General features: G+C 63.0%; 19 protein-coding genes. 11 read left to right on the top strand and 8 right to left on the bottom strand.

What is annotated here, in order from left to right; all coding sequences use genetic code 11:
- The first annotated feature begins 124 nt into the window (after window positions 1-124).
- From AC0L3E_RS26805 to AC0L3E_RS26760, 10 genes are all read left to right on the top strand, one after another.
- Window positions 125-736 carry a CGNR zinc finger domain-containing protein gene (locus tag AC0L3E_RS26805; protein WP_352580245.1) on the top strand — a complete coding sequence of 204 codons (612 nt, stop codon included), beginning with the start codon at window positions 125-127 and terminating at the stop codon, window positions 734-736.
- Complete coding sequence (locus AC0L3E_RS26800) at window positions 729-1,265, top strand: hypothetical protein (protein ID WP_473606007.1); 537 nt, start codon at window positions 729-731, stop codon at window positions 1,263-1,265. The genes AC0L3E_RS26805 and AC0L3E_RS26800 overlap by 8 nt, the downstream gene beginning before the upstream one ends.
- A gap of 219 nt (window positions 1,266-1,484) precedes the next feature.
- Entirely contained in the window at window positions 1,485-4,979 is a 3,495-nt protein-coding gene (locus AC0L3E_RS26795; protein ID WP_473606006.1) for an indolepyruvate ferredoxin oxidoreductase family protein, read from the top strand.
- A 144-nt stretch (window positions 4,980-5,123) separates the two neighbouring features.
- Window positions 5,124-7,436 (top strand): putative bifunctional diguanylate cyclase/phosphodiesterase, encoded by a 2,313-nt coding sequence (locus tag AC0L3E_RS26790; RefSeq protein ID WP_127267398.1) that lies wholly within the window; start codon window positions 5,124-5,126, stop codon window positions 7,434-7,436.
- A gap of 150 nt (window positions 7,437-7,586) precedes the next feature.
- Entirely contained in the window at window positions 7,587-8,366 is a 780-nt protein-coding gene (locus AC0L3E_RS26785; RefSeq protein WP_128307221.1) for an N-acyl amino acid synthase FeeM domain-containing protein, read from the top strand.
- Window positions 8,367-8,485: 119 nt separating this feature from the next.
- Entirely contained in the window at window positions 8,486-8,635 is a 150-nt protein-coding gene (locus tag AC0L3E_RS26780; RefSeq protein ID WP_013528205.1) for a DUF3096 domain-containing protein, read from the top strand.
- A gap of 195 nt (window positions 8,636-8,830) precedes the next feature.
- Entirely contained in the window at window positions 8,831-9,055 is a 225-nt protein-coding gene (locus AC0L3E_RS26775) for an aa3-type cytochrome c oxidase subunit IV (RefSeq protein ID WP_127267396.1), read from the top strand.
- An 84-nt stretch (window positions 9,056-9,139) separates the two neighbouring features.
- Window positions 9,140-10,408: a Re/Si-specific NAD(P)(+) transhydrogenase subunit alpha gene (locus AC0L3E_RS26770; RefSeq protein WP_473606005.1), complete on the top strand. Its 1,269-nt coding sequence runs from the start codon at window positions 9,140-9,142 to the stop codon at window positions 10,406-10,408.
- Window positions 10,408-10,833: a proton-translocating transhydrogenase family protein gene (locus AC0L3E_RS26765; protein ID WP_127331418.1), complete on the top strand. Its 426-nt coding sequence runs from the start codon at window positions 10,408-10,410 to the stop codon at window positions 10,831-10,833. The genes AC0L3E_RS26770 and AC0L3E_RS26765 overlap by 1 nt, the downstream gene beginning before the upstream one ends.
- 6 nt (window positions 10,834-10,839) lie before the next feature.
- Entirely contained in the window at window positions 10,840-12,237 is a 1,398-nt protein-coding gene (locus AC0L3E_RS26760; protein ID WP_473606004.1) for an NAD(P)(+) transhydrogenase (Re/Si-specific) subunit beta, read from the top strand.
- 77 nt (window positions 12,238-12,314) lie between these two features.
- Here the strand turns inward: AC0L3E_RS26760 and AC0L3E_RS26755 are convergent, their stop codons facing one another.
- The 4 genes from AC0L3E_RS26755 to AC0L3E_RS26740 all read right to left on the bottom strand — a co-directional run bounded on the left by AC0L3E_RS26755 (window position 12,315) and on the right by AC0L3E_RS26740 (window position 19,376).
- Window positions 12,315-13,232, bottom strand: a complete 918-nt coding sequence (locus AC0L3E_RS26755; RefSeq protein ID WP_292336432.1) for a hypothetical protein — start codon at window positions 13,230-13,232, stop codon at window positions 12,315-12,317.
- Window positions 13,233-13,463: 231 nt separating this feature from the next.
- The gene (gene gyrB, locus AC0L3E_RS26750) at window positions 13,464-15,935 is read right to left on the bottom strand and encodes a DNA topoisomerase (ATP-hydrolyzing) subunit B (RefSeq protein ID WP_127273497.1); all 2,472 of its coding nucleotides are present in this window, start codon (window positions 15,933-15,935) and stop codon (window positions 13,464-13,466) included.
- A 161-nt stretch (window positions 15,936-16,096) separates the two neighbouring features.
- Window positions 16,097-18,715: a caspase family protein gene (locus tag AC0L3E_RS26745; RefSeq protein ID WP_473606003.1), complete on the bottom strand. Its 2,619-nt coding sequence runs from the start codon at window positions 18,713-18,715 to the stop codon at window positions 16,097-16,099.
- A 91-nt stretch (window positions 18,716-18,806) separates the two neighbouring features.
- A complete protein-coding gene (locus AC0L3E_RS26740; RefSeq protein WP_473606001.1) occupies window positions 18,807-19,376 on the bottom strand; it encodes an NADPH-dependent FMN reductase in 570 nt (189 codons plus the stop codon).
- A 205-nt stretch (window positions 19,377-19,581) separates the two neighbouring features.
- Here AC0L3E_RS26740 and AC0L3E_RS26735 point away from each other — a divergent pair, with 205 nt between their 5' ends.
- Window positions 19,582-20,955 (top strand): cytochrome P450, encoded by a 1,374-nt coding sequence (locus AC0L3E_RS26735; RefSeq protein WP_473606000.1) that lies wholly within the window; start codon window positions 19,582-19,584, stop codon window positions 20,953-20,955.
- 27 nt (window positions 20,956-20,982) lie between these two features.
- Here AC0L3E_RS26735 and AC0L3E_RS26730 read toward each other — a convergent pair whose 3' ends face one another.
- From AC0L3E_RS26730 to AC0L3E_RS26715, 4 genes are all read right to left on the bottom strand, one after another.
- A complete protein-coding gene (locus AC0L3E_RS26730) occupies window positions 20,983-21,960 on the bottom strand; it encodes a complex I NDUFA9 subunit family protein (protein WP_127270317.1) in 978 nt (325 codons plus the stop codon).
- A 93-nt stretch (window positions 21,961-22,053) separates the two neighbouring features.
- Window positions 22,054-22,506 carry a DoxX family protein gene (locus tag AC0L3E_RS26725; RefSeq protein WP_127331428.1) on the bottom strand — a complete coding sequence of 151 codons (453 nt, stop codon included), beginning with the start codon at window positions 22,504-22,506 and terminating at the stop codon, window positions 22,054-22,056.
- Window positions 22,507-22,702: 196 nt separating this feature from the next.
- Window positions 22,703-22,984, bottom strand: coding sequence for a hypothetical protein (locus AC0L3E_RS26720; protein WP_127270320.1), 282 nt, complete (start codon window positions 22,982-22,984; stop codon window positions 22,703-22,705).
- A gap of 240 nt (window positions 22,985-23,224) precedes the next feature.
- Entirely contained in the window at window positions 23,225-24,226 is a 1,002-nt protein-coding gene (locus AC0L3E_RS26715; RefSeq protein ID WP_164749058.1) for an Ldh family oxidoreductase, read from the bottom strand.
- Between the last annotated feature and the right edge of the window lie 80 nt (window positions 24,227-24,306).

Raw genomic sequence — 24,306 nt, 5'->3', positions numbered from 1 at the left:
AAAAGTGCGAAGCGGTCCTGGCCAACGACAGGCTCAAAAGGCTGCGAAGATCACCGCAGCCCAGAGTGAGGGTGCATCGCTGAATCTAACTTGTCAAATACGATTTATGGGTTAGATTTTCGCCATGACGGTATCCTGGACCCCGCACCGCTTCACCGGCGGCCTGCTTGCGCTCGACACAGCGAACACCGTCGTGCTGCGCGGCGATCCGGGGCGAACCTTCGATCGCTTCGACGATCCGGCCGAGATTGCCCGCTTCGCCGATGCGGCGAGCCGCTTTCGCGCTGCCGAACTTGGCGATAGGCCATTGGCGGTATCCTCGGCGGTGGCGATCGCACCCGTCGTGCTGTCGATCCGCGAGGCGACCGACCGGCTGTTTCGTGGAGCGGCGTCGAAGGGCGCGGTTGCCACCACTGATCTGCCTGGATTCCTGAGAGCTTGCGCCGATGGCCTTGCCGGCAGCCGGACCGAGATCGGTGCGCCGGGGAGGCCGTTCGGTGATCCCCTGACGCCGATCGCCTTCGAGGTGGCACTGGCGGTTTCGGCGTTGTCGCTTCTGCGCGACGACACCGTCGCGAGGCTCAGGATCTGTCCCAATTGCACCTGGCTGTTCGTCGACAGAAGCCGCAATTCCAGCCGCCTTTGGTGCGACATGGCGGTGTGTGGCAACAGGCAGAAGGCAAGCCGTCACTATCGTCGCCGTCGCATGGCGGAAAATGAGGTCAGGAATGCGTAGCGGCCTTTCCCGTTCGATCCTTGTCGGCGTGGCACTCATCGCGGCCGTTGCGCTCGGCGCCTGCCGCGATACCGGCAATGACGAAGGCAAGCTGTTCGAGATTTCCGGTAAGATATTCGTCTTCAACTACCGCCTCGCAAGGGCGACTTATGTCGTGACCCTGCGGCCGCTGAAGCCGATGGGAGAGGGCCAGGTCGCGGTCGCCAGCTTCCAGGATCCCGCCGGCGGCGCGCCTCTGGTGGTCGAGCAGAAGGTCTGGCCGAAGCTCGACAAGGTGACGCTGGAGAGTCCGACACTGACCTGCGTCGTCAAGAACAAGCCCTATGCGATTGCCATCAGCATCAAAGGCGCCGACGGCGCGGTCCTGCAGAAGATCGACACCACGCTGATGTCGACGGAAGACCAGTCGATCCTGCCCGACCGGCCGCTGGTCATCGACCAGCTCTACACCGCCAATCCCGATCTCGTCGGCCATCCCGACGGCAAGCTGCCGGGCGAACCGAAGCCGGATTGCTCGAAGGGCGGCTGACGCGTCGTGGCCATCCGGGCCGCAGCTGAAATTTTCGTGCGCCGGGCAATATCCGCGGACCGGTTTCATACCCGATTCAGGATGGCCGCGGACTGTTCGTTGCGCGTTGCCTGGCATCTGCGATTTTGTTTGACCTGCCTTGCAAGGGGAGAAAGGATGCGTCATCCGACCCCGACGTTGGCTGCCTGCCCCGCGTGGCCTCCGCAGAGGAAATGCCTGATGACGCTGCACGACGTCGCGCTCGACGACAAGTTCGATCTCGCAAAGGAGCGCATCTTCCCGTCTGGCGCGCAGGCGGTCATTCGCATGCTGCTGATGCAGCGCGAGCGTGATCGCCGCGCCGGCCTGAACACGGCCGGCTTCGTCTCCGGCTATCGCGGTTCGCCGCTCGGCGGCCTCGACATGCAGCTTTGGAAGGCGAAGAAACAGCTCGCCCAGGCTGACATCGTCTTCCAGCCGGGTCTCAACGAGGAGCTTGCCGCCACCGCTTGCTGGGGAACGCAGCAGACGGAACTGCTGGGCGAGGGCACTCATGACGGCGTCTTTTCGGTCTGGTACGGCAAGGGACCGGGTGTCGATCGCTCAGGCGACGTGTTCCGCCACGCCAACCTCGCCGGATCGTCGAAGCATGGCGGCGTGCTTGCGCTGATGGGCGATGACCATATGGCCGAATCCTCGACCAATGCGCACGCCACCGAATTCCTGTTCGTCGACACGATGGTGCCGATCCTCAATCCCGCCGGTGTCCAGGAGATCATCGATTACGGGCTCTACGGCTTTGCCATGTCGCGCTTTGCCGGTACCTGGGCGGCGATCAAATGCGTCAAGGACAACATCGAATCGACGGCCTCGGTCGATGCCTCGCTCGAGCGGCTGAACATCGTCGTGCCGGATTTCGACATGCCATCAGGCGGTCTCAACATTCGCCACGAGATCGATATGCTCGGTCAGGAGGAGCGGCTGCATGAGCACAAGCGCGCCGCGGCTTCCGCCTTCATCCTTGCCAACGGGCTGAACCGCATCGTCTATTCGGGCGGCCGCAACCCGAAGATCGGCATCATCACGCTGGGCAAGAGCTATCTCGATGTCCGTCAGGCGCTGGAGGACATCGGCATCGACGAGGCGGCCGCCAACCGCATCGGCGTGCGGCTGTTCAAGGTCGGCTGCCCCTGGCCGCTCGACCTGCATCACATCGCCGATTTCGCCCGCGGCCTCGACACCATTGTCGTCGTCGAGGAGAAGCGCTCGCTGATCGAAGTGCAGCTGCGCGAAAGCCTTTATGGCACTGCCACCCAACCGGTCATTATCGGCAAGAAGGACGAGCGCGGCGACTGGCTGTTTCCGGCCAAGGGCGCGCTCGATCCCAACGAGATCGCCATTGCGCTTGGCGAGAGGATCGTCAGGACCATCGGCCCGTCCGAAGAGATTTCGGCGCGGGTGGCGAAGCTGCGCCAGTTCCAGGCAATGCTCACCGAGGCCACCGACATCGGCTCGCGCACACCGTTCTTCTGTTCCGGTTGCCCGCATAATTCGTCCACCAAGGTGCCGGACGGCTCTATCGCCGCGGCCGGCATCGGCTGCCACTTCATGGCGCTGTGGATGGACCGCAACACCGTCGGTTTCACGGCCATGGGCGGCGAGGGCGCGCAATGGGTCGGCCAGGCGCCGTTCTCCAAGCGCGAGCACATCTTCCAGAATCTCGGCGACGGCACCTACAACCATTCCGGTACGCTGGCGATCCGCTTCGCGCTGTCGAGCGATGCCAACATCACCTACAAGATACTCTACAATGACGCCGTCGCCATGACCGGCGGCCAGCCGCACGAAGGCGGCCTGACCGTCGACATGATCGCCAGGCAGGTGCGCGCCGAAGGCGTCGACCGCATCGCCATCGTCACAGATGAGCCCGGCAAATATGCCGGCAAGGCCGAATTCCCGGCCGGCGCCACCATCCATCACCGCGACGACCTCGATCTCGTCCAGCGCGAGCTGCGCGATGTCAAAGGCGTCTCCGTGCTGCTCTACGACCAGACCTGCGCCGCCGAAAAACGCCGCCGCCGCAAGCGCGGCACCTTCCCCGATCCCGACAAGCGGGTCTTCATCAACGAGCTGGTCTGCGAGGGCTGCGGCGATTGCGGCGTGCAGTCGAACTGCGTCTCGATCCAGCCGGTCGAGACCGAATTCGGCCGCAAGCGCAAGATCGACCAGTCGAGCTGCAACAAGGATTTCTCCTGCGTCAACGGCTTCTGCCCCTCCTTCGTCACTGTGCACGGCGCCAAGATCCGCAAGGCCGAGGGCCTTGCCGGCAAGGCCGATCCGCTGGAAGGCGTGCCCGTGCCGGCGCAATTCCCGCTTGGCGAGCAGGGCTGGGCGGCGATCATCGACGGCGTCGGCGGCACCGGCGTCGTCACCGTCGGTGCGGTGCTCGGCATGGCGGCGCATCTCGAGGACAAAGGCTGCGGCATGATCGACATGGCCGGCCTCGCCCAGAAGGGTGGCTCGGTGTTCACGCATGTCCGCATCGCCCGCACGCCGGACGACATCCATGCCATCCGCGTCTCGGCCGGCAAGGCCGATCTGGTGCTTGGCTGCGATCTCGTCGTTTCGGGCGCCAAGAAGGTGCTGACCGCGGTGCGCGAGGGCCACACCATCTTCGTCGCCAACACCGCCGAGATCATGCCTGGCGAATTTGCCCGCTCGGCGGATTTCTCGTTGCCGATAGGCCGCCTGAAGAAGGCGATCCGCGCGGCCGCGGGCGACGACAAGGCGCATTTCTTCGACGCCACCCGCACCGCCACGGCACTTTTCGGCAATTCGCTCGGCGCCAACATGTTCATGCTCGGCTTTGCCTTCCAGCATGGCGGCCTGCCGCTGTCCGCCGAGGCGGTCGAGAAGGCGATCGAGCTCAATGGCGAAGCCGTGGCGATGAACGTTGCCGCGTTCCGCTGGGGACGTCGCGCTGCCCATCAGCCGGAATTCGTGCGCGGCCTCGTTGCCCAGCCGGGTCCAGCCGTGGCTGGAAAGGCCGGCCCGGGCACGGATGTCGCCGAGACACTGGACGATATCATCGCCCGCCGCGTCGCCTTCCTGACAGCCTATCAGAACGCCGCCTATGGCAGGCGTTATGCCGAAAAACTTGCCGTTTTGCGCGCCGCCGAAGCGAAGGCCGTACCTGGGTCGACCACGGTATCGCAGGCCGCCGCCAGGAACCTGTTCAAGCTGATGGCGATCAAGGACGAATACGAGGTGGCGCGTCTTTACACGGACGGCTCTTTCGTCGCCGAACTTGGAAAACAGTTCCAGAGCTACGAAAAGCTCGAATTCCACCTCGCGCCGCCGATCATGGGCCGTCGCGGCAATGACGGAAGCCCTAGGAAATCGAGCTTCGGCCCGTGGATGATGAAGGGTTTTCGCCTGCTGTCGGCGATGAAGGGCCTGCGCGGCACCGCCTTCGACCTGTTCGGCTATACCGCCGAACGGCGCATGGAGCGGCGGCTCCTGGCGCAGTATGAGGCGGATCTGGAGCTCATCGCCGGATCGCTGGCCCCGGCCAGGGTCGATGCGGCGGTTGCGCTGGCCTCGGTGCCGGCCCTGATTCGCGGCTATGGTCACGTCCGTCGAGCCAGCGCCGACAAGGCCTCGAGCGAACGCCAAAGGCTGCTCGAACGCCTGTCGAGTACGCTGGCGCGGCCGAAACTTCAGGCCGCGGAATGATCGATACGCCTTGTTTACCTGAACGACAGTTTCCTTGCTTTCCGTAACGTCACCCGGCTTGACGGCAGGAGCGGCGGGGCCTCTCTAAATCTTTCTTAAGGCGGATGTGGCACTGCTTGGCTCCCCAGGGTTGGGATTCAGGCGTTGAATCTGATAAAGAAGAACGAGATTCCGGTCGACGTCTACATTCCGTTCGTGGAAACCTTGTTTCGCGACGGGTTGACGCTTTCGATAGGATTCTTTGCCCAAACCCTGCTGGTCGTGCTGGTTTACTGGAAAACCATGGATCCGGCCTATCTCGCCGTCACCCTCGGACTGCTGGCTGTCGCCTTCCTTCGTCTTCGCAACATCAGGAAATATCGCCACGCTCCTTCGCCTCAAAATTGGGAAGAGGCGCGTCGCCGCGAGAACGACTACATACTGTACGGCTCGATGCATGGCTTCATGCTTGGCGCCTTCTGCTTTGTCGGCATCTATCTTGCCTATGACCCGTTCGCGGAAATAGCTGCCGTCTGCGTGACGCTTGCCTCCGCCACGTCTATTGCTGGCCGCAACTATGGTTCGCCCAGGATGGTCGTGATCTTCATTATGACCATGACTTGGCCGATCTCGCTGGGCTTCATCCTGCGGGGCGATCCCTATCACTTCATTCTCGGCCTGCTTTCGGCGCCATTTCTTTTTGCTATCAAGCGCTTCGCCGATCTGGTCCGCGAGGTGCTTTTCGCCGCCCTGTCCGAGGAAAAGAAGGCCAATCGCATCGCCCAGCGCTTCAACCGAGCGCTCAACACCATGTCGCACGGCCTTGTCATGCTCGGCCCGGACGGCCGCGTCGCGGTGGCCAATGCCGAGGCGGCGCATCTGATGTCGCTCAAGTCGCCCGACGCGCTGCTCGGCCGGTCGATCCATGGTCTGTTGATGCGCGGTGTCGCCGGCGGCATGCTGGCGCCCAAGGATTGCCGCTACATCGAGGCCCAGCTGACGCGTGCCCTGCGCGAGGGCCGCGACCGCAAGGTGCTGGTTTCCCTCGCCAACGGCCAGCATTACGAGTTCTCGGCTCGCGAAGGCAGCCAGGAACTGGGCGTCATCACCTTCGAGGACGTCACCGCCCGTGTCGAGGCGGAAGACAAGATCCGCTTCATGGCACGTTACGACAACCTCACCGGCCTGCCCAACCGCGCCTATTTCCATGAACTGGTAGGCGAGGCCATGGTATCAGGCGATCGCGATCGTCTCTGCGGCCTTGCGGTGCTCGACCTCGACGATTTCAAGAGCGTCAACGACACGCTTGGCCATCCGATCGGCGATGGCTTGATCTATGCCGTTGCCGAGCGGCTTGCCGCCATTGCCAGGCAAGATATCACGGTCAGCCGTTTCGGTGGCGACGAGTTCATGATCTTCTTCGACCGCGTCGAGGATGAGAGCCATCTGACCAGCCAGCTCGACGAGATTTTCGCCGGCCTGCAAGGGGAAGTCGACGTCGCCGGTCACGGGCTGCGCATTCAGGCCAGCGGCGGCGCGGTGCTGTCACGGGTCAAGGATACCGATGTCGACGCCATGATCGTCAAGGCGGACCTGGCGCTCTACAAGGCCAAGGAGCTCGGCAAGAACAGCTGGCGGCTGTTCGAAGCCTCGATGGATGCCGCCTTCCGCAACCGTCAGCTGATGAAGGCGGACCTGCGTACAGCCGTGGAAAGCAAGGGCTTGAGGGTGGTCTATCAGCCGATCGTGGCGATGAGCACCATGCGTATCGCCAGCTGCGAGGCGTTGTGCCGGTGGGATCATCCCGATCTCGGGCCGATCTCGCCCAGCATCTTCATTCCTTTGGCCGAGGAAATGGGCATCATTTCCGAGATCAGCACCTTCGTGCTGCAGGCAGCCTGCGCCGAATGCGCCAAATGGCCGGACCAGACCAGCGTCTCGGTCAATCTCTCGGCCAAGGATTTCCGCAACCGCGACGTCATCCAGAAGGTTCGCGATGCGTTGGCCGGCTCCGGCCTCGCCGCCTCCCGGCTCGAGATCGAGGTCACCGAAACGGCGCTGCTCGACGACAAGTCGCTGACGCGCCAGTATATCGAGGAGCTGAAGCAGATCGGCGTACGCATCGCGCTCGACGATTTCGGCACCGGCTATTCGAGCCTGAGCTATCTGCACAAACTGCCGCTCGACAAGATCAAGATCGACCGCTCGTTCCTGATGGACGTCACCCAGAACCCCCGTTCGCTCGAGCTGCTCAAGGGTATCGTCAACCTATCGCGGCCGCTGGGGCTTTCGGTCACCGTCGAGGGTGTAGAGACCTTCGAGCAGCTCAAGATACTGGCGCTGCAGGTCAAGCCCGACCTTGTCCAGGGGTTCCTGTTCGGTTCGGCGCTCAGCGCTTCCGGCATCGAAACCATGTCGAACACGGTATGGCCCTTCGCCAAGGACATCAATACAGCCAAGAGAGCCGCACGCCGCTGACCGGTGCCGGGAAGAGTGTCGCCTTTTCATAAAAATTTACGGATCGTTAACGTTAATGATCGGTAAACGACGTGTGCTCCATTTTCATCTTTTACATCTCAGGGTCCCGTCGTAGGTTGAACTGCGGCGGAAACTTACGAGGGTTTGAGTATGGATGTGCAGTTGGAAGCGCTTGGCCATGTGGCGGGCGGGGGTGAAGAAAATTCGCCCGACAGCATGTCGAGTTTCGCCCGCAATGTTTCAGCGATGCTTGAGCGGACGGAATATCGCCGCTGCGACAAGGGGGAGGATCTCGAAGACATCTATAGGTTACGCTACAAATCCTATCGCTTGAATGATATGGTGTCGGAAAATCCGGAACATATTGTGCATGACGAGCTCGACGAAGCTGAAAATTGTTCCAAGTTCGGCGTCTATATTGACGGCATCCTGGTCTCCACGGTGCGCATTCATCATGCCTGCCGGGCCACGCCACAATCGCCGTCTACAACTGTCTACGGCGACATCCTGCGCCCGATGCTGGCTGCGGGTGCGCACTTTGCCGATCCGAGCCGCTTTGCTGCCGACCCAGACTGGTCGAAGGTCTATCCGCAGATCCCCTACCTGACGCTGCGCCTTGCCGGAATGGCCTGCTTCTACTTCGACGCACCTTACTGTCTCTCGACTATCCGGCCCGAACATGCGGGTTTCTACCGTCGTATCTACAGTTCTGAGCAGATCGGCGAGCTGCGCGACTATCCGGGCCTGAACTACAAGGTCGTGCTTTATCGCGCCAATGTCGCTGCCATTCGCGAGCGGTCGTTCTCGCGCTTCCCATTCTTCCGATCCACATCTCTGGAGCAGCGTATGCTGTTCGAGACACCTGGTGCTGGAGAATTGGCGCCGCTGACCATCCTGCCGACTGCCAAATATTTTCGCGAAGCCGCCTGAGATTAGGCGTTTCGCAGAACCACTGGAGCTTTCCGGCCGGATACGCGTTCTGATGGCTCGGCGCCTTGTCGTCCTCGCCATTGGTCGCCGAATCCACGGATATGCCAAAGGAACCCGTCATGACCATTTCCACACTTGCGCTCACCCCACTTATCTCGCTGATCGCCGGCGTGCTGATCCTGGTCATGCCAAGGCTGTTGAACTACATCGTCGCGCTCTACCTGATCGTCGTCGGGTTGCTCGGGCTATTTCCGCATCTAGCCGGCTGAGGGATTGCAACCGTCCGCCTCAACCGCTTCTGGGGCATCTTTCCGCATCACGCACTGAGTTCGGCTCCGGCGCGTTGGCCACCGGCTTCAAGTTTCCGTTGAGGCAGTTGTCCGCTGTTGTGCGGCAATAGCGCCATTGCTCTCGGCCCGGCTTTTCGCTATGTGCCTGAAAGATGTCTTCGAAGGGGTATTCCTATGGCTGATCACTCGCCGACCGGTCCTGTCGAACTGGGCGCGAAGATGGACTATGCCGAGCATGACCGCACCTATGCGGGCTTCCTCGCGCTGGCCAAATACGGATCGCTTTTCTGCGGAGCCCTGCTTCTGGCGATGGCCTTCGGCTTCTTCGCGGGCGGCTTCTTCTCGGCGACCATCCTGTTCGTGCTGATTATGGCCGTCGGCGCCTTTATCCTCCGATAGATTTTCCGACACCTTGTCCACGGCGCCGCCGCGAGGCCGGCCGGCGTCTTGCGGGAAATAGCTTCCGGCCGAAAGGATCATGCGGTGGGACAGACGGTTTTCATCCCTCGTGAGCTCGATGCCAACGAGCCGCGCGTCGCGGCCTCGCCCGATACGGTGAAACGGCTGGCGGCGTTGGGCTTCGACGTCGTCGTCGAGGCCGGTGCCGGTCTGAATTCGCGCATCGTCGATGCCGACTATGCGAGCGCCGGCGCCGCCATAGGCAAGGCTTCCGATGTCGCCAAGGCCGATGTCGTGCTGAAGGTGCGTCGGCCCGGCGATGCCGAACTGAAGAGCTACAAACCCGGTACAGCGGTCATTGCCATCATGGATCCCTACGGCAACGATGCCGCCGTGGCAGCCCTTGCCAAGGCCGGCGTCACCGCCTTTTCGATGGAATTCATGCCGCGCATCACCCGCGCGCAGTCGATGGACGTTTTGTCCTCGCAGGCCAATTTGGCCGGCTATCAGGCGGTGATCGACGGGGCTTCGGAATATGATCGCGCGCTGCCGATGATGATGACGGCGGCCGGCACGGTGCCGGCGGCGAAGGTCTTCATCATGGGCGTCGGAGTCGCCGGCCTGCAGGCGATCGCCACCGCACGTCGTCTTGGTGCGGTCGTCACCGCCACCGACGTTCGCCCCGCCGCCAAGGAACAGGTCGCCTCGCTCGGCGCAAAGTTCCTCGCCGTAGAGGACGACGAGTTCAAGGCCGCCGAAACAGCCGGCGGCTACGCCAAGGAGATGTCGAAGGAATACCAGGCCAAGCAGGCGGCACTCACATCAGAGCACATCGCCAAGCAGGATATCGTTATCACCACCGCGCTTATTCCCGGCCGACCGGCGCCCAAGCTGGTATCGGCGGCGATGGTCGCCTCGATGAAGCCGGGTTCGGTTCTCGTCGATCTGGCGGTTGAGCGCGGCGGCAATGTCGAGGGCGCCGAAGCCGGCAAGGTCGTCACCACCGCCAACAACGTCAAGATTGTCGGCCATCTCAATGTGCCTGGCCGCATCGCGGCGTCGGCCTCGCTGCTTTATGCCAGAAACCTGTTTGCCTTCCTGGAAACGCTGGTCGACAAGACGACCAAGACGCTTGCCATCAACCGCGACGACGATCTGGTCAAGGCAACGATGCTGACCGACGGCGGCAAGGTGGTTCATCCGGCATTCGTGAAGGCTGACCAGCAGCCCCATGTCGAGCCGGCGGCGATCCCGGCCAAGACCATGGTCGCCGACGCTTCGCCCAAGAAAGCCGCGTCCAAGAAACCGGCCGCATCCAAGTCGCCCTCGTCGAAGCCGAAAGGGATCGCGTGATGGATCAGACCCTGCAGAAAGCCCTTGACCAGCTCGACCAGGCCTCCGCCGCCGTTCGGCTGGCGGTGCAAAACATGGCGACCGCGCCTGGGGGTGCCGACGCGGCGGGTGATGCTGCGCATGCGCTGTCCGGCGGCGCCATCGATCCCTTCGTCTTCCGCTTCGCCATCTTCGTGCTGGCGATCTTCGTCGGCTACTATGTCGTCTGGTCGGTGACCCCCGCTTTGCACACGCCGCTGATGGCCGTCACCAACGCCATCTCTTCGGTCATCGTCGTCGGCGCGCTGCTTGCCGTCGGCATTGCTGCTTCCGGCGTCGCCGCCGGCTTCGGCTTCGTCGCGCTGATGCTGGTGTCGGTCAACATCTTCGGCGGCTTCCTCGTCACCCAGCGCATGCTGGCCATGTACAAGAAGAAGGACAAGTAGAGCGCCATGAACGCCAACTTCGCGTCCTTCCTCTATCTGGTCTCCGGCGTCCTGTTCATCATGGCGCTGCGCGGCCTGTCGCATCCGACCACCAGTCGCCAGGGCAATCTCTACGGCATGATCGGCATGGGCATCGCCATCGCCACCACGCTGGCGCTGGCAACCCCCTCGGCCGGCCGCTTCGGCCTGATCGTGCTCGGCCTGGCCATTGGCGGCAGCGTCGGCGCCGTCACCGCGCGCCGCATCGCCATGACTTCGATGCCGCAGCTGGTCGCCGCCTTCCACTCGCTGGTCGGCCTCGCTGCCGTCATGGTGGCGGCCGCCGCCATCTATGCGCCGGAAAGCTTCGGCATCGGCATGGATGGCGACATCCATGCCCAGGCGCTGATCGAGATGAGCCTTGGCGTCGCCATCGGAGCCATCACTTTCACCGGCTCGGTCATCGCCTTCCTCAAGCTCGATGGCCGCATGTCCGGCAAGCCGATCATGATCGGTGGACGCCACTTCATCAACGCGGCACTTGCCATCGCGCTCGTCGTGCTGATCGTGCTGCTGGTCACCACCGAGTCCAAGCTGGTCTTCTGGCTGATTGTCGCTGCCTCGCTGGTGCTCGGCATCCTGCTGATCATCCCGATCGGCGGCGCCGACATGCCGGTCGTCGTCTCGATGCTCAATTCCTATTCGGGCTGGGCGGCGGCGGCGCTGGGCTTCACGCTCGGCAATCTGGCGCTGATCATCACCGGTGCGCTGGTCGGCTCATCCGGCGCGATCCTGTCCTACATCATGTGCAAAGGCATGAACCGAAGCTTCATCTCGGTCATTCTCGGCGGCTTCGGTGGGGAGACTGCAGCGGCCGCCGATGACGGCATCGAACGCACGGTCAAGCAGGGCTCGGCCGACGACGCCGCCTATCTGATGATGAACGCCCAAAAAGTCATCATCGTGCCGGGCTACGGGATGGCGGTTGCCCAGGCGCAGCATGCGCTGCGCGAAATAGCCGACAAGCTCAAGGCTAATGGCGTCGACGTCAAATACGCGATCCACCCGGTCGCCGGCCGCATGCCCGGCCACATGAACGTGCTGCTCGCCGAAGCCAATGTGCCCTACGACGAAGTGTTCGAACTCGAGGACATCAACTCGGAATTCGCGCAAGCCGATGTCGCCTATGTCATCGGCGCCAACGACGTCACCAACCCGTCCGCGCGCGACGACAAGTCGTCGCCGATCTACGGCATGCCGATCCTCGACGTCGACAAGGCCCGCACCTGCCTGTTCGTCAAGCGCTCGCTCGGCTCCGGCTATGCCGGCATCGACAACACGCTGTTCTACAAGGACGGCACCATGATGCTGCTCGGCGACGCCAAGAAGATGACCGAAGAGATCGTCAAGGCGATGGACCACTGATTTCGCCACGGCGCGACTGACCCAAACACAAAAGCCCGGCGCAAGGCCGGGCTTTTGCTTTTCAATGCTGAGCCGCTTCAGCGGCTGGTGAGAAAAACCGCTTCCTCATCGTCGCGCTGCCTGCCCCCAAGGGCCGCGGCAGCACTGGCGATGAAGGCGCCGATGGCCAGCGACAGCGCACCAAGGAGCGCAAAGGTAGCGCCAGCCTTCCTGGCGGTGTCGGCAGCCTCCTGCGCCTTGACCTTGGCGTCCTGAGCCCTGGCGATGATCGCATCCACCCGCGCCTTGGCATCTGCTTCCGAAAGACCGGTGCGGGCGGCGACGAGTTGCGACAGGTAGGTCTTGTCGTCTGCCGAAACCTCGCCTGCCGCCGCACCGGCGATCAGGATGCGCGAGGCCTGCCCGGTCGCGGCGGTATCGCTGTCCGGATTGGCGGCAGCCAGCCTGCCCGGATCGGCCGGACGGAACAGTGAATCCACAAGGTAGGATGTCGCATTGTCGACCGATGCGCTGCCGGCATTGGCCGAAGCCCCCGCCGATGCACCCATGGCAGCGCCAGACGCGACGGTGGACACCGCTTGCACGCCTGAACCGATCGCTGCGGAAAGGGCGGAGCCAAGCACGCCGACGACGAGCAAAGTGGCCAGCGCCCAGGCAAGAAAGCCGTGTGCGGTGTCCCGGAAATAGACCTCATCGGTGTGGATGCCGACCCATTTGGTGCGCAGCCGCCCGGCAAGATAGCCTCCGACACCAGAGGACAGCCATTGCACGATGACAAGCCAGACGGCGGTGGATGCCGCGAAGGTGGTTACCGACGCGCCGGATCCCGACCATGGCGACACCATGGTCAATCCCAGCCCCGAACCGAGCAGCATGAGGATGAAGGTCAACGTGGAAGCCGCGAAGGCACCGGCGATGATCGGTCCCCAACTGACGGCGGTGGAGGAGGATTCTGTTGAGGTGGAAACGTCGACAGCCGATAGGGTGGACTGCATGGAAGCCCCCTACCGTACGAACAGCATGATCAGAATGATGATCGGGATCGGAATACCGAGCAACCAGAGCAAAATGCCGCGTCCCATGAAGGCCTCCTGTAAGAAATTGTGATCGATGTTGTCACAATGTCCCGCAGGGACTTCCGTTCCGGGGCGTTGTAAAATGATTTTGTTGCCGCCGGTGGAACAATTGGCGCGCCGCAGCGCGCCAATTCAGATTTAACGTCCGGATCAGATATCCAGATTGGCGACCGACAGCGCGTTGTCCTGGATGAACTCGCGCCTGGGTTCGACCTCGTCGCCCATCAGCCGCGAGAACAGCGAATCCGCGTCGGTCGCGTCATTGACCTTGACCTGCAGCAGCGAGCGCACATTCGGGTCAAGCGTGGTTTCCCACAGCTGTTCGGCGTTCATCTCGCCGAGACCCTTGTAGCGCTGCATTGTCAGGCCCTTGCGGCCGGTCGCAAAGACCGCATTGAGCATCGCCAAGGGCCCCGAAATCGTTTCGGAGACATCCTTGCGGCGCAGCACCGGCGGCGACCCGTAGACCTCGCTGAGGCGCTGTGCGTAGCGGTCGAGCTGGCGTGCGTCGGCCGAATTGATCAGCGCCAGGTCGAGATGCGCGTATTCCTTGACGCTGCGCACCGTGCGCTCGAACACATAGCCGCCGACACCTTCATTCGAGGTCGACATGCGGCCCGTCCAGCCGCGCTCGGTGTCCTCGGCAATGATGTCGAGGCGTTTTGCAATCCGCTCCGCCATGTCGTTGGCTCGGCCGAGATCGGTGAACACGTCCGGGTTGAGCCCGCCGGCGATCGCCGCCTGCTCGACCACGCCTCTGTTGTAGCGCGTGTGCAGGCCGTTGATCAGCTGGCGCACCGCCAGTGCGTCGTCGATGGCTCCGCGCAGGTCCTGTCCGATGCGAACCTCGCCCGAGCCAAGCGTAAGCGATGCTTCCTCCAGTCCCGAGCCGATCAGGAACTCTTCGAACGCGCTCTCGTCCTTGATGTATTGCGAGCTCTTGCCGCGCGTCACCTTGTAGAGCGGCGGCTGGGCGATATAGAGATGGCCGCGCTCGATCAGCTCCGGCATCTGCCGGAAGAAGAAGGTCAGCAGCAAGGTTCTGATATGGGCGCCGTCGACATCGGCGTCGGTCATCAGGATGATCTTGTGGTAGCGCAGCTTGTCGGCGTTGAACTCGTCCTTGCCGATCGAGGTGCCGAGCGCCGTGATCAGCGTGCCGATCATGTCGGAGCCGAGCATGCGGTCGAAGCGCGCCCGCTCGACATTGAGGATCTTGCCGCGCAACGGCAGGATCGCCTGGTTCTGGCGCGAACGCCCACCTTTGGCCGAGCCGCCGGCGGAGTCACCCTCGACGATGAAGATTTCGGACTTCGCCGGGTCGCGTTCCTGGCAGTCGGCCAGTTTGCCGGGCAGGGAAGTGACGCCGAGCGAGCTCTTGCGGGTGATATCGCGCGCCTTGCGCGCCGCTTCACGCGCCGCCGCGGCCTGGATCACCTTGTCGACGACCACCTTGCCTTCGCTCGGATGTTCTTCCAGCCAGGTGCCGAGCGCTTCGTTGACCAGGCCTTCGACGACAGGACGGACTTCCGACGAGACCAGCTTGTCCTTGGTCTGCGAGGAGAATTTCGGATCTGGAACCTTGACTGAAAGCACCGCCGTCAGGCCTTCGCGGCAATCGTCGCCGATCAGCGAGACCTTTTCCTTCTTGGTCAGGCCGGAGGATTCGCCATAGCCGGTGATCTGGCGCGTCAGCGCGCCGCGAAAGCCGGCCAGATGCGTGCCGCCATCGCGCTGAGGGATGTTGTTGGTGAAGGCCAGCACGTTCTCGTGGTAGCTGTCGTTCCACCACATCGCCACTTCGACGGTGATCCCATCGCGCTCCGCCCGGATGGCGATCGGCTTGTCGATCAGCGGTTTCTTGACCCGATCGAGATATTTGACGAATTCCTCGAGGCCTCCATCATAGTGCAGTTCATGGCGCACGACGTCGGCGTGACGGGCATCGGTCAAAATGATGCGCACGCCGGAATTGAGGAAGGCAAGCTCGCGCAGCCGGTGTTCCAGCGTGCCAAAGTCGAATTCGACCATGGTGAAGGTCTCGGCCGACGGGAAGAAGGTGATCTGGCTGCCGCTGCGGCCCTCATAGGTGCCCGGCTGCTTGTCCTGCTCATAGCTGCCGGTCGCCTTCAGCGGCGCGTCGGCATTGCCATGCGTGAAACTCATCTCGAAGATCTGGCCGTTGCGGCGGATTTTCAGCTTCAGCCACGCCGACAGCGCGTTGACCACCGAGACGCCGACGCCATGCAGGCCGCCCGAGACCTTGTAGGAATTCTGGTCGAACTTGCCGCCGGCATGCAGCTGCGTCATGATCACTTCGGCCGCCGAAATGCCTTCTCCGGTGTGGATATCGGTCGGAATTCCGCGGCCATTGTCGATCACGGTGACCGAACCATCGGGGTTGAGCGTCACGGTGACGAGATCGGCGTGACCGGCCAGCGCCTCGTCGATGGCGTTGTCGACCACTTCATAGACCATGTGATGCAGGCCCGAACCGTCGTCGGTATCGCCGATATACATTCCGGGGCGTTTGCGGACAGCATCCAACCCCTTCAAAACCTTGATGGAATCGGCGCCGTATTCGGCTTCAGCGCCGTTGTTGTTATCGATCTGATCGCTCATGAAAACCTGTTGTCTGGATGCCGCTTGCACGGCGCGAAAAACCCGCTCCGAATCGCGCCTCTGATATGCACTAGATATAGGCGCAAAAGGCGGTTTTTCCAAGGTTTGCAGGCATTTCACGGGGAATGAGCCGGCTGTCCATGGCAGCCTCCCGTCAGGCCCTATTTCACTTTGGCCAGCCGGTCCCTGAGAAACTTGATCATGAACTTGTATCGCGGCGCCAGCCGCCCGCTGCGGTCGAGCTCCAGCGTCATGTCCAGCGCCTGCGAAAGCACCGTCTTGGGGTTCTTGGCGACCTGAGCGTAGTCGATCATGGCAACCACCAGGTCGCGCTGCCAGGTGGCGTTGTTTGGGTCGGACCGGGCGAGCTTCTGGCGGATGTCGAGACTGTCCTGGAAAGCCTGCCGCGCGCCTTTGACGTCGCGCTGCTTGGCCTTGAGCATGCCGATCTCGGACAGGGTGATCGACAGGTCGCGTTGCCAGTCGGCATTGGCAGGGTCGAGCTTGGCCAGCCGGTCGGCGATAGCGAAACTGTCTGTATAGGCCTTGAGCGCTCCGGCGCGGTCGCCCTGAATCGCCAGAATGCCGGCGACCTTTTCCAGGCTGACCGAAAGGTCGCGTTGCCAGTCGGCGTTGGCAGGGTCACCGGCCGCCAGCATGCGGGCTATCGAGAGGGCTTGCCTATAGGCGGCGAGGGCTGCCGGCCAGTCCTCTTGATCGCTCAGCGCATTGCCCATCTTTGCGTTGCCGACAGACAGGTCGCGCTTCAACTCACTGTTGTCGGGGTCGCGGCCCGCTAATTGTTCGACGATCGCATGGCCCGCTTTATAGGACGCGAGTGCGCCCGCCGCATCGCCGCGCTCGCGCTTGAGGTCGCCGATCGTATCATGGCTGACCGACACATCGCGCTGCCGTTCGGCATCCTGCGGCTTCTTTTCGGCCAATGCCAATCGGATCTTCAGGCTCTCCTCGTAGGCCATCTGGGCGTTGTCCAGTTGCCCCATGACCCGGGCAAGGCCGCCGATCTCGTCATAGCTGATCGTCAGGTCGCGCTGCAGTTCGGCGCGCTCCGGCTCGTTGTCGGCAAGCTGCTTCTTGACCGACAAGCCTTCCTGGTAGATCTGCGAGGCCCCAGCCAGATCGCCTTGCGTCACAAGCACATTGCCGATCTTGTCGTCGGCCATGGCGAAGTCGCTGAACCATGACAGCCGATCGGGTTCGGCAGCGGTCAAATCCCTGAGCATGGTTCTGGCGGTCCGATAGTTTTCCAGCGCTTCCGGCAGGTCTCCTTGCGCCAGCTTGATGTTGCCGAGCTTGATGTGGCTGACGGCAAAATCGCGCTTGACGCTCGGGTCGGTTTCCCGGGCCGAACGCAGCTCGAGATTGGACACCAGCGCTGCAAAGGCGCGGCCTGCCGCATCGGTGTTGCCGACAAGGGTGTAGAGCTTGCCGAGCTCGTCCAGGGTTCGGATCTGGCGGTCGGCCTGGTCCAGGGTCAGATCGGTTTGCCCGGCCTCGCCGTAGAGGACCAGCACCGATTCATAGTCCTTGATGGCCGTGGCATAGTCGAGGTCGGCACGCGCCGCACCGCCCGACAGGAAACGCGTCGCCGCCTCGGACAGCGTGCGGTTGACGAAGTTGGCCCTCAAGGCGTTGCGCGAAACATTGTCGATGTCGGCGGCCTTTGCGAGGATGGCGCGAGCCCCATCGAAGGCGCCGAGCGAAAGCTGCTCCTCGGCCTGCCGGCGCAATTCCGTCACCTGCGGATCATCGGAGGCCAGCGTCCTCATTTCGCCGCGCACCTTGACGAAGGCGTCGGCCGCCTCGCGCAACCGGGCATTCAGGCTGTCCGCGGAAAGGTGGCTGGCGTCGGAGCTGATCAGCACGCCGTAGAGAGGCGCCAGCGGCATGTCGGCATCGCTGGCGACCTGCTCGACCTCACCGCGCATTTCCGGCGTCACGTCGGCCATGGCAAGCAACAGGCGCTCGCGCTCCGGCAATTGTTGCTTGGCGGCCGCGGCAAAAAACAGCTTCGGCAGGCCGCTCTCGACGTAAGGCAGCTGTTTGCCCCGCGACAAATCGTAGACCTCCTGCTGCACCAGCGTCAGCACCGAGCGGATCTCGAGCCCGTCGGTGCCGAAATATTTGGTCAGCGCTGTCGTGAAGGGCGAGTTCTGGCCGGTGCCGTCGGCAGCCGTCTCGCCCGGTGCGGCGGAGAAGGCGAACAGGATGTTTTCGGCGCGGCCAATCCGGCCGAGACCCGGCTTCACCTTGTCGGAGACATCCTTTGCCAGCGATGTCGCGCCGCGCCCTTCACCGCTGCTTCCCGAAAAGGGATCGCTGCGGCAGGCGTCGAGCATGATCAGGCCGACCTTGGCCGTGGCGGCCACGCTGTCGCGCACCTCTTCCAGCGGCAGGCTGGTCTTCTCCAGCGCATCGAGCGAGGAGGCGTCGGCATCGATCGGGAGCAGCCGGTTGTCGCCCGAGATTTCCACGCCGTGGCCGGAGAAGTAGACCAGCGCCACGTCGGCGCCTTTGGCATCCAGGCGAAAATCGTCGAGCGCGCGGCGCATTCGCCGCAGGTCGCGATTGGTTTCGAGGATGACCTCGAAGCCGAGCTTCTTCAGCGCCGCTGCCATCGCCTCGCCGTCATGGACCGGATTGGCGAGCGGCCGAACCAGGCGGTAGCCGTCCTCGGCTATGATCAAAGCCACGCGTCGCTCAGCCACCGCGGCGGCGGTGCTCATGAGCATCAGCAGCAAGGCAAAAAGCAAGCGCAAGTCGAACCGCCCCCCGGCTTGTCCATTTGCGCGAACATTCCACCTCTTTATGCCATGAGCAAGCCGGGCTTTTTGCGGAAGACCAGCGTTTTCAGGCAACCCGCATAGGCTTCAAAGCCTCGCTCCAGCGCAACAGTTCGTCGAGCATGGTTTTGGCTCCGCCCTGCACCTGTTCGCCGGCGTTGAAAGCGCCGTTCTCATCGAGCAGTTTCTGGTACATCGGCAGCGCGACGCCTTCCGAGATCGGCATGACGCCGACCGATGTCAGCAACGGCTTCAGCGCTTGCGCCGCGCGCAGGCCGCCGGAGACGCCGCCATAGCTGAAAATGGCTGCAGGCTTGTACTTCCATTCACGCGAGAGATAATCGACCGCGTTGACGATCGCCGGCGCCACGAAATAATTGTATTCCGGCGCCACGAAGACGAAGGCGTCGGCGGCATCGATCGCTTTCGACCAGGCCTTGGTATGGTCGTTCTTGTAATTGCCGAGCCTTGGATGGTGCGGTTCGTCCAGCACCGGAAGCTTGAACGTATCGATGTCGGTCAGTACCGGCTCGAATTTTCCATGCTCGCGCGCGAACGTCTCCAGCCACTCGGCAAAAACCGGTCCGGCGCGGCCTGGCCGCGTGCTGCCGATGATGATGTTCAACTGGTGCTTCAAGGCGGGCTCCTAGGTCTGGCGGTATCTGTTGGTGACCTACGGCAGGGCACGGCCGCGGACAAGGCGGCACCGCCATGGAGGCGGTCACAATCGGCTGAACGGATCGCCTGCCGTGACGCCTCGGGCTGCATATTTGCGCCTGCCGTTCGGTCACATGGACGCCCGCATTGCCAGCCACTACATTGGGGTATCAGCGGAGCAGCCCATGGACATCCAGCCCGCCCCCTTCATTCCCCCGGCGCCGAAGCCGCGCACCACGCCGCCCTCGACGCTGGAGATGATCCGCATCGTCTACCGCAACCCGCTCGAATTGTGGGGTGAGCACACCTACAACGAGCCGTGGATCTCGGCCAGTGGTGTTGGTGGACATCTGATCGTCGCCAATGATCCCGGCCTGATCCGCCATGTGCTGGTCGACAACGCCAGGAACTACAAGATGGCGACGGTGCGTCAGAAGATCCTGCGGCCGATCCTGCGCGATGGCCTGCTGACCGCCGAGGGCGAGGTCTGGAAGCGGTCGCGCAAGGCGATGGCGCCGGTGTTCACGCCGCGCCACATCTTCGGCTTCGCCCAGCCGATGCTGAGACGCACGCTGGACTTCGTCGCCCGCTACGAAGACGGCGGCACGTCCGACATCGCCCATGACATGACGCTGCTCACCTACGACATCCTGGCCGAGACGCTGTTTTCCGGCGAGATATCAGGCGAGTCCGGCAGTTTCGCCAACGAGATCGACCGCCTGTTCGAGACCATGGGTCGCGTCGATCCGCTCGATCTGTTGCGCGCGCCCGACTGGCTGCCGAGGCTGACCCGTATCCGCGGCCGCAAGACCATGGCCTATTTCCGCAAGATCGTCACCGATACGGTCAAGATGCGCGAAGCGAAATTCAAGCGCGACCCCGATGCCGTGCCGCAGGATTTCCTGACGCTGCTGCTCAAGGCCGAGGGACCCGACGGGCTGACGCGGGCCGAGGTCGAGGACAACATCATCACCTTCATCGGCGCCGGCCATGAGACGACGGCGCGTGCGCTGGGCTGGACACTGTATTGCCTGGCTGAATCACCGTGGGAGCGCGACCGGGTCGAGCAGGAGATCGACCAGGTGTTGGCGCGCGAGCCCGATCCGACGAAATGGCTCGATGCCATGCCGTTCACGCGTGCGGCTTTCGACGAAGCGCTCAGGCTGTATCCGCCGGCGCCGTCGATCAACCGCGAGCCGATCGAACCGGAAATGTGGAAGGATCTTCATATCCCCAAGCACGCCGCGGTGCTGGTGATGCCTTGGGTCGTACATCGCCACAGGAAACTGTGGGACCGGCCGGATGCCTTCCTGCCGGAGCGCTTCCATCCGGGAAATCGCGAAAAGATCGACCGCTTCCAGTATCTGCCGTTTGGCGCGGGTCCGCGCGTCTGCATCGGCGCCAGCTTCGCCATGCAGGAGGCGATCATCGCGCTGGCGATCATGCTGTCGCGCTTCCGCTTCGACACGACAGCCGAAACCAAACCCTGGCCGGTACAGAAACTGACCACGCAGCCGCAAGGCGGTCTGCCGATGCGGGTCACGCCGCGACAGGCATGAGACACAGCTTCAGACGGTTGTGATAAATCAAGCAGCAGGCTTGCGTTGCTGGAACTGGCCGGCGGCGCGGTAGCGCCAGAGATAGCTGGGCAGGATCGTCGCGATCGATTGCGGCTGGATGCCGAGCCCTGCAAGCGTCCTGTTGGTCTTGTTGGCGGCGTCCGAAACGATGTTGTGCTCGCGCAACTGCGTCACCTGGTCCTTGGTCAGCAGCGGATTGGGCAACAGGCCGAGGATCGAGGCCTGGATGTTGGCCACCCACCACGGCACCGGCACCAGCAGCCGCTTGCGCTCGATCACGTCGAGCAGCTCTTCCATGCACTGCTTGAAGGTGAGCACCTTCGGTCCACCAAGTTCATAGATCTGGCCGCCATCCACCTTGCCGTCGACCGAGCGCGCCACCGCTTCGGCCACGTCGCCGACATAGACCGGCTGGAACTTGGTCTGGCCGCCGCCGATCAGCGGCAGCACCGGCGAATAGCGCGCCATGTTGGCGAAGCGGTTGAAGAAGCCGTCTTCGGGTCCGAAATTGATCGACGGCCGGAAGATCACGGCGTCCTTGATCGTCTCCAGCACAGCCTTTTCGCCAAGCGCCTTGGTGCGCGCGTAGTCTGATTCGGAGTCCAGATCGGCGCCAAGCGCAGAAATGTGGGTCAGGCCGGCGCCGACCGAGCGTGCGGCCTCGGCCACTGCGCGGGCGCCGAACTCGTGCACGGCGGAGAATTTCTGCCGGCCGCTCTCATGCAGGATGGCGACCAGATTGACGACGTGGTCGGCGCCCTGCACGGCGCGGTCTACCGACCAGCGCACGCGCACATTGGCCTGCACCGGCTGGATCTGGCCGACATTGCCAAGCGGCTGCAAATGGCCGGCAAGATCGGGCCGCCGGCAGGCGACCCGGATGCGATAGCCGCGCTTGGCCAACGCGCGCACGACATGGCGGCCGACAAAGCCTGACCCGCCAAAGACGACGACGAGCTTTGGGGTCTGCAGGATTTCGGTCATGGCTGGCTCCGGCGCTCGCAAGCTTGGCTGAAGCCGTTTCATAATCCGTTTCGTGCCAAAGGCAAAGGGCGACGCGTCGTCGCTATCAGCCTGTCAGAACGCTTTGCCCATACGGGCGTCGACCGAATGGCGGTTGCCGCCGCGAATGACGAAGAAGAGCAGGATCGCCGCCCAAAGCAGCGACTTTTCCGCGCCCGAATAGCCTTGGTCCATCGTGACCCAGTGGAACCAGACCGTGACCAGCAGCACGAACAGGCCGGCAAAGGCAGCCGGCCGCGTCAAAAACCCGATGGCGATGAAGATGCCGCCGAAGAATTCAGTGCAGGCCAGAAGCAACGACCACAACGCGCCCGGATAGAAACCGAGACCCTCGACCATCTCGGCAGCGCCGAAAGGATTGGTGATCTTCTGCGAACCGTGGATGGCGAAAAACCCGCCGGCGACGACGCGAAGAACGGTTTCGGCACCATCGTGCAGAGCCGCGTAAAGCCTGCCAAGGACCGGGATGACAAGGGCGTTGCGGGGATTGTCCATGCTTGCCGACATTATAGCTCCTCTGTTTTGCTCAATCAGCGCAAACGGCCGGTCGGGTCGGCCGAAGTCAAATAAACAAAAGTTGACCAAAACAAGAATGTTTTACCATTGTGCGATCAAAACGCAGAAAACCCCGCAGAAGCGGGGTTTTCCGGGTGACATCCATGCGAAGTCAGGGGCCGACGGAGCGGCCTGACCTGAGACGGTATCAGGAGGGCGTGAAGCAAGTACGCCCACCCCAGCCCTGAACATCCGACATGGTGCCACCAACCTTCTTGCAGGCGGCGACGAAATCGGCGCTGCAATTGGCGAATTTTGCATGGCCGTTCTTGCAGTAATGGTCTTCGGTGGCGCCGCCGCTCGGGGCGGCGATGACACCCGGGCTGGTCGGCTTGGCCGGCGCGGCCTTCAGGGTGGCTGCCTGTGTGGCACCCATGAACGAGCCGAGCAGAAGGACGGCGGTCAGCATGGTGATCTTGGTGTTGGTCATGACAATTTCCTTTGATTTGGGTTGAGGTTTCCGAGGCGCGAAGGACCGGCCTTCGCGTGATGCAGGCTTTCGATTTCGGTTTGCTGCTTCCCCCGGTGTGGATCGGGCAAGCTCGCCTTGCCCTGGACAAAGCTGGGTCGCAGCAAGGCGCGGAAAGGTTCAGCAGCGCGCAAAGAAAATCGCACCGCGCCGCGCCTGCGGCGGGCAGATTTCAGATAACTATTTGATATAAAAAACTATTCAGGAAGAATAGCGTGCGGCGAATTCGGAAATGCGCTGCACCACCGCCTTGGATGCCGTGATGCCCCGCGCTTGCGCCTTCTCGGCGGCCTCTGCGCGGGCACGACCGGGCACATGCACACCGAAGCGCCGCCGCAGCCGGTCGAGTTGGTCCTTCATCCGCTGCTCGAAATCCGGATCGAGCAGCTTGGGTTCGATAGCAAGCACGAACAGTCCCGTGCCGGGGCTGTCCGGCCCGCCGCTGAACCATGGCGCGTCGAGCGACCAGTTGGCGCCCGACAGGCCCGCCGCCAGCACCTCGACCATCAGCGCGATGTTGGCGCCGCGCTGGCCGCCGAAGGCGAGCATTGCGCCCTTCATGGCGGCGGCGGGATCGGTGGTCGGGTTGCCGCTGGCGTCCAGCGCCCAGCCTTCCGGGATTGTCTTGCCCTCCTCGGCCGCTTTGCGGATGTTGACGAAAGCGGTGGCGCTCGACGACTGGTCGATGACCAGCGGCGCCCCGTCGGCGGCGGGGGCGGCAAACGACATCGGGTTGGTGCAGTAGACCGGCTTGACCGAGCCCGAGCCGGCAAGCACGGCCGGGCCGTTGGTGGCGGCGAACGACACCAGCCCGAGTGTTGCCAGCCTTCCGGTGAAATAGCCGAGCGCGCCGCATGTATAGGCGTTCTTCTGCGAGAAGATGGCGACGCCGAACAGTTTTGCCGCCTTGGCGAGGTCGTCGATGGTGCGGTCGAAGCCGGTATGCGCCAGCCCCCGGCGTGCATCGGAGAGATAGACCGCAAGCGCCGGCCGGGTGATCACCGGGTCGGCATTGCCGTCGATGCGTCCGGCTTCCAGCGCCTCGAGATAGTCGATGAAATGCGACAGACCGACCGAGGAAAGCCCTTCGGCCTCGGCTGATATGATCGAAGCAGTGAGCGATTGTGCCGCTTCCTCATTGGCGCCAGCGCCAAGTGCCGCCATCCGGCACAGTCCTTTTGCCTGGTCGAGACTGAGTTGCATGATGGCAATCCTAGGGGAATAGGGGAGTAAGGGAATAGGGGAATAGGGGAATAGGGGAATGGTGAGCAGTGAATAGCGAA

Source organism: Mesorhizobium sp. WSM4822 (assembly GCF_055811155.1).
This window is presented reverse-complemented; position numbering and strand designations above follow the sequence as displayed.

Bases quoted from the DNA above. Each gene is read 5' to 3' on its own strand.
- AC0L3E_RS26725 (WP_127331428.1), bottom strand. From the start codon at position 22,506: ATGTCGGCAAGCATGGACAATCCCCGCAACGCCCTTGTCATCCCGGTC.
- AC0L3E_RS26780 (WP_013528205.1), top strand. From the start codon at position 8,486: ATGACCATTTCCACACTTGCGCTCACCCCACTTATCTCGCTGATCGCC.
- AC0L3E_RS26730 (WP_127270317.1), bottom strand. From the start codon at position 21,960: ATGACCGAAATCCTGCAGACCCCAAAGCTCGTCGTCGTCTTTGGCGGG.
- AC0L3E_RS26720 (WP_127270320.1), bottom strand. From the start codon at position 22,984: ATGACCAACACCAAGATCACCATGCTGACCGCCGTCCTTCTGCTCGGC.
- AC0L3E_RS26760 (WP_473606004.1), top strand. From the start codon at position 10,840: ATGAACGCCAACTTCGCGTCCTTCCTCTATCTGGTCTCCGGCGTCCTG.
- AC0L3E_RS26755 (WP_292336432.1), bottom strand. From the start codon at position 13,232: ATGCAGTCCACCCTATCGGCTGTCGACGTTTCCACCTCAACAGAATCC.
- AC0L3E_RS26805 (WP_352580245.1), top strand. From the start codon at position 125: ATGACGGTATCCTGGACCCCGCACCGCTTCACCGGCGGCCTGCTTGCG.
- AC0L3E_RS26775 (WP_127267396.1), top strand. From the start codon at position 8,831: ATGGCTGATCACTCGCCGACCGGTCCTGTCGAACTGGGCGCGAAGATG.
- AC0L3E_RS26765 (WP_127331418.1), top strand. From the start codon at position 10,408: ATGGATCAGACCCTGCAGAAAGCCCTTGACCAGCTCGACCAGGCCTCC.
- AC0L3E_RS26785 (WP_128307221.1), top strand. From the start codon at position 7,587: ATGGATGTGCAGTTGGAAGCGCTTGGCCATGTGGCGGGCGGGGGTGAA.
- AC0L3E_RS26800 (WP_473606007.1), top strand. From the start codon at position 729: ATGCGTAGCGGCCTTTCCCGTTCGATCCTTGTCGGCGTGGCACTCATC.
- AC0L3E_RS26735 (WP_473606000.1), top strand. From the start codon at position 19,582: ATGGACATCCAGCCCGCCCCCTTCATTCCCCCGGCGCCGAAGCCGCGC.
- AC0L3E_RS26795 (WP_473606006.1), top strand. From the start codon at position 1,485: ATGACGCTGCACGACGTCGCGCTCGACGACAAGTTCGATCTCGCAAAG.
- gyrB (WP_127273497.1), bottom strand. From the start codon at position 15,935: ATGAGCGATCAGATCGATAACAACAACGGCGCTGAAGCCGAATACGGC.
- AC0L3E_RS26715 (WP_164749058.1), bottom strand. From the start codon at position 24,226: ATGCAACTCAGTCTCGACCAGGCAAAAGGACTGTGCCGGATGGCGGCA.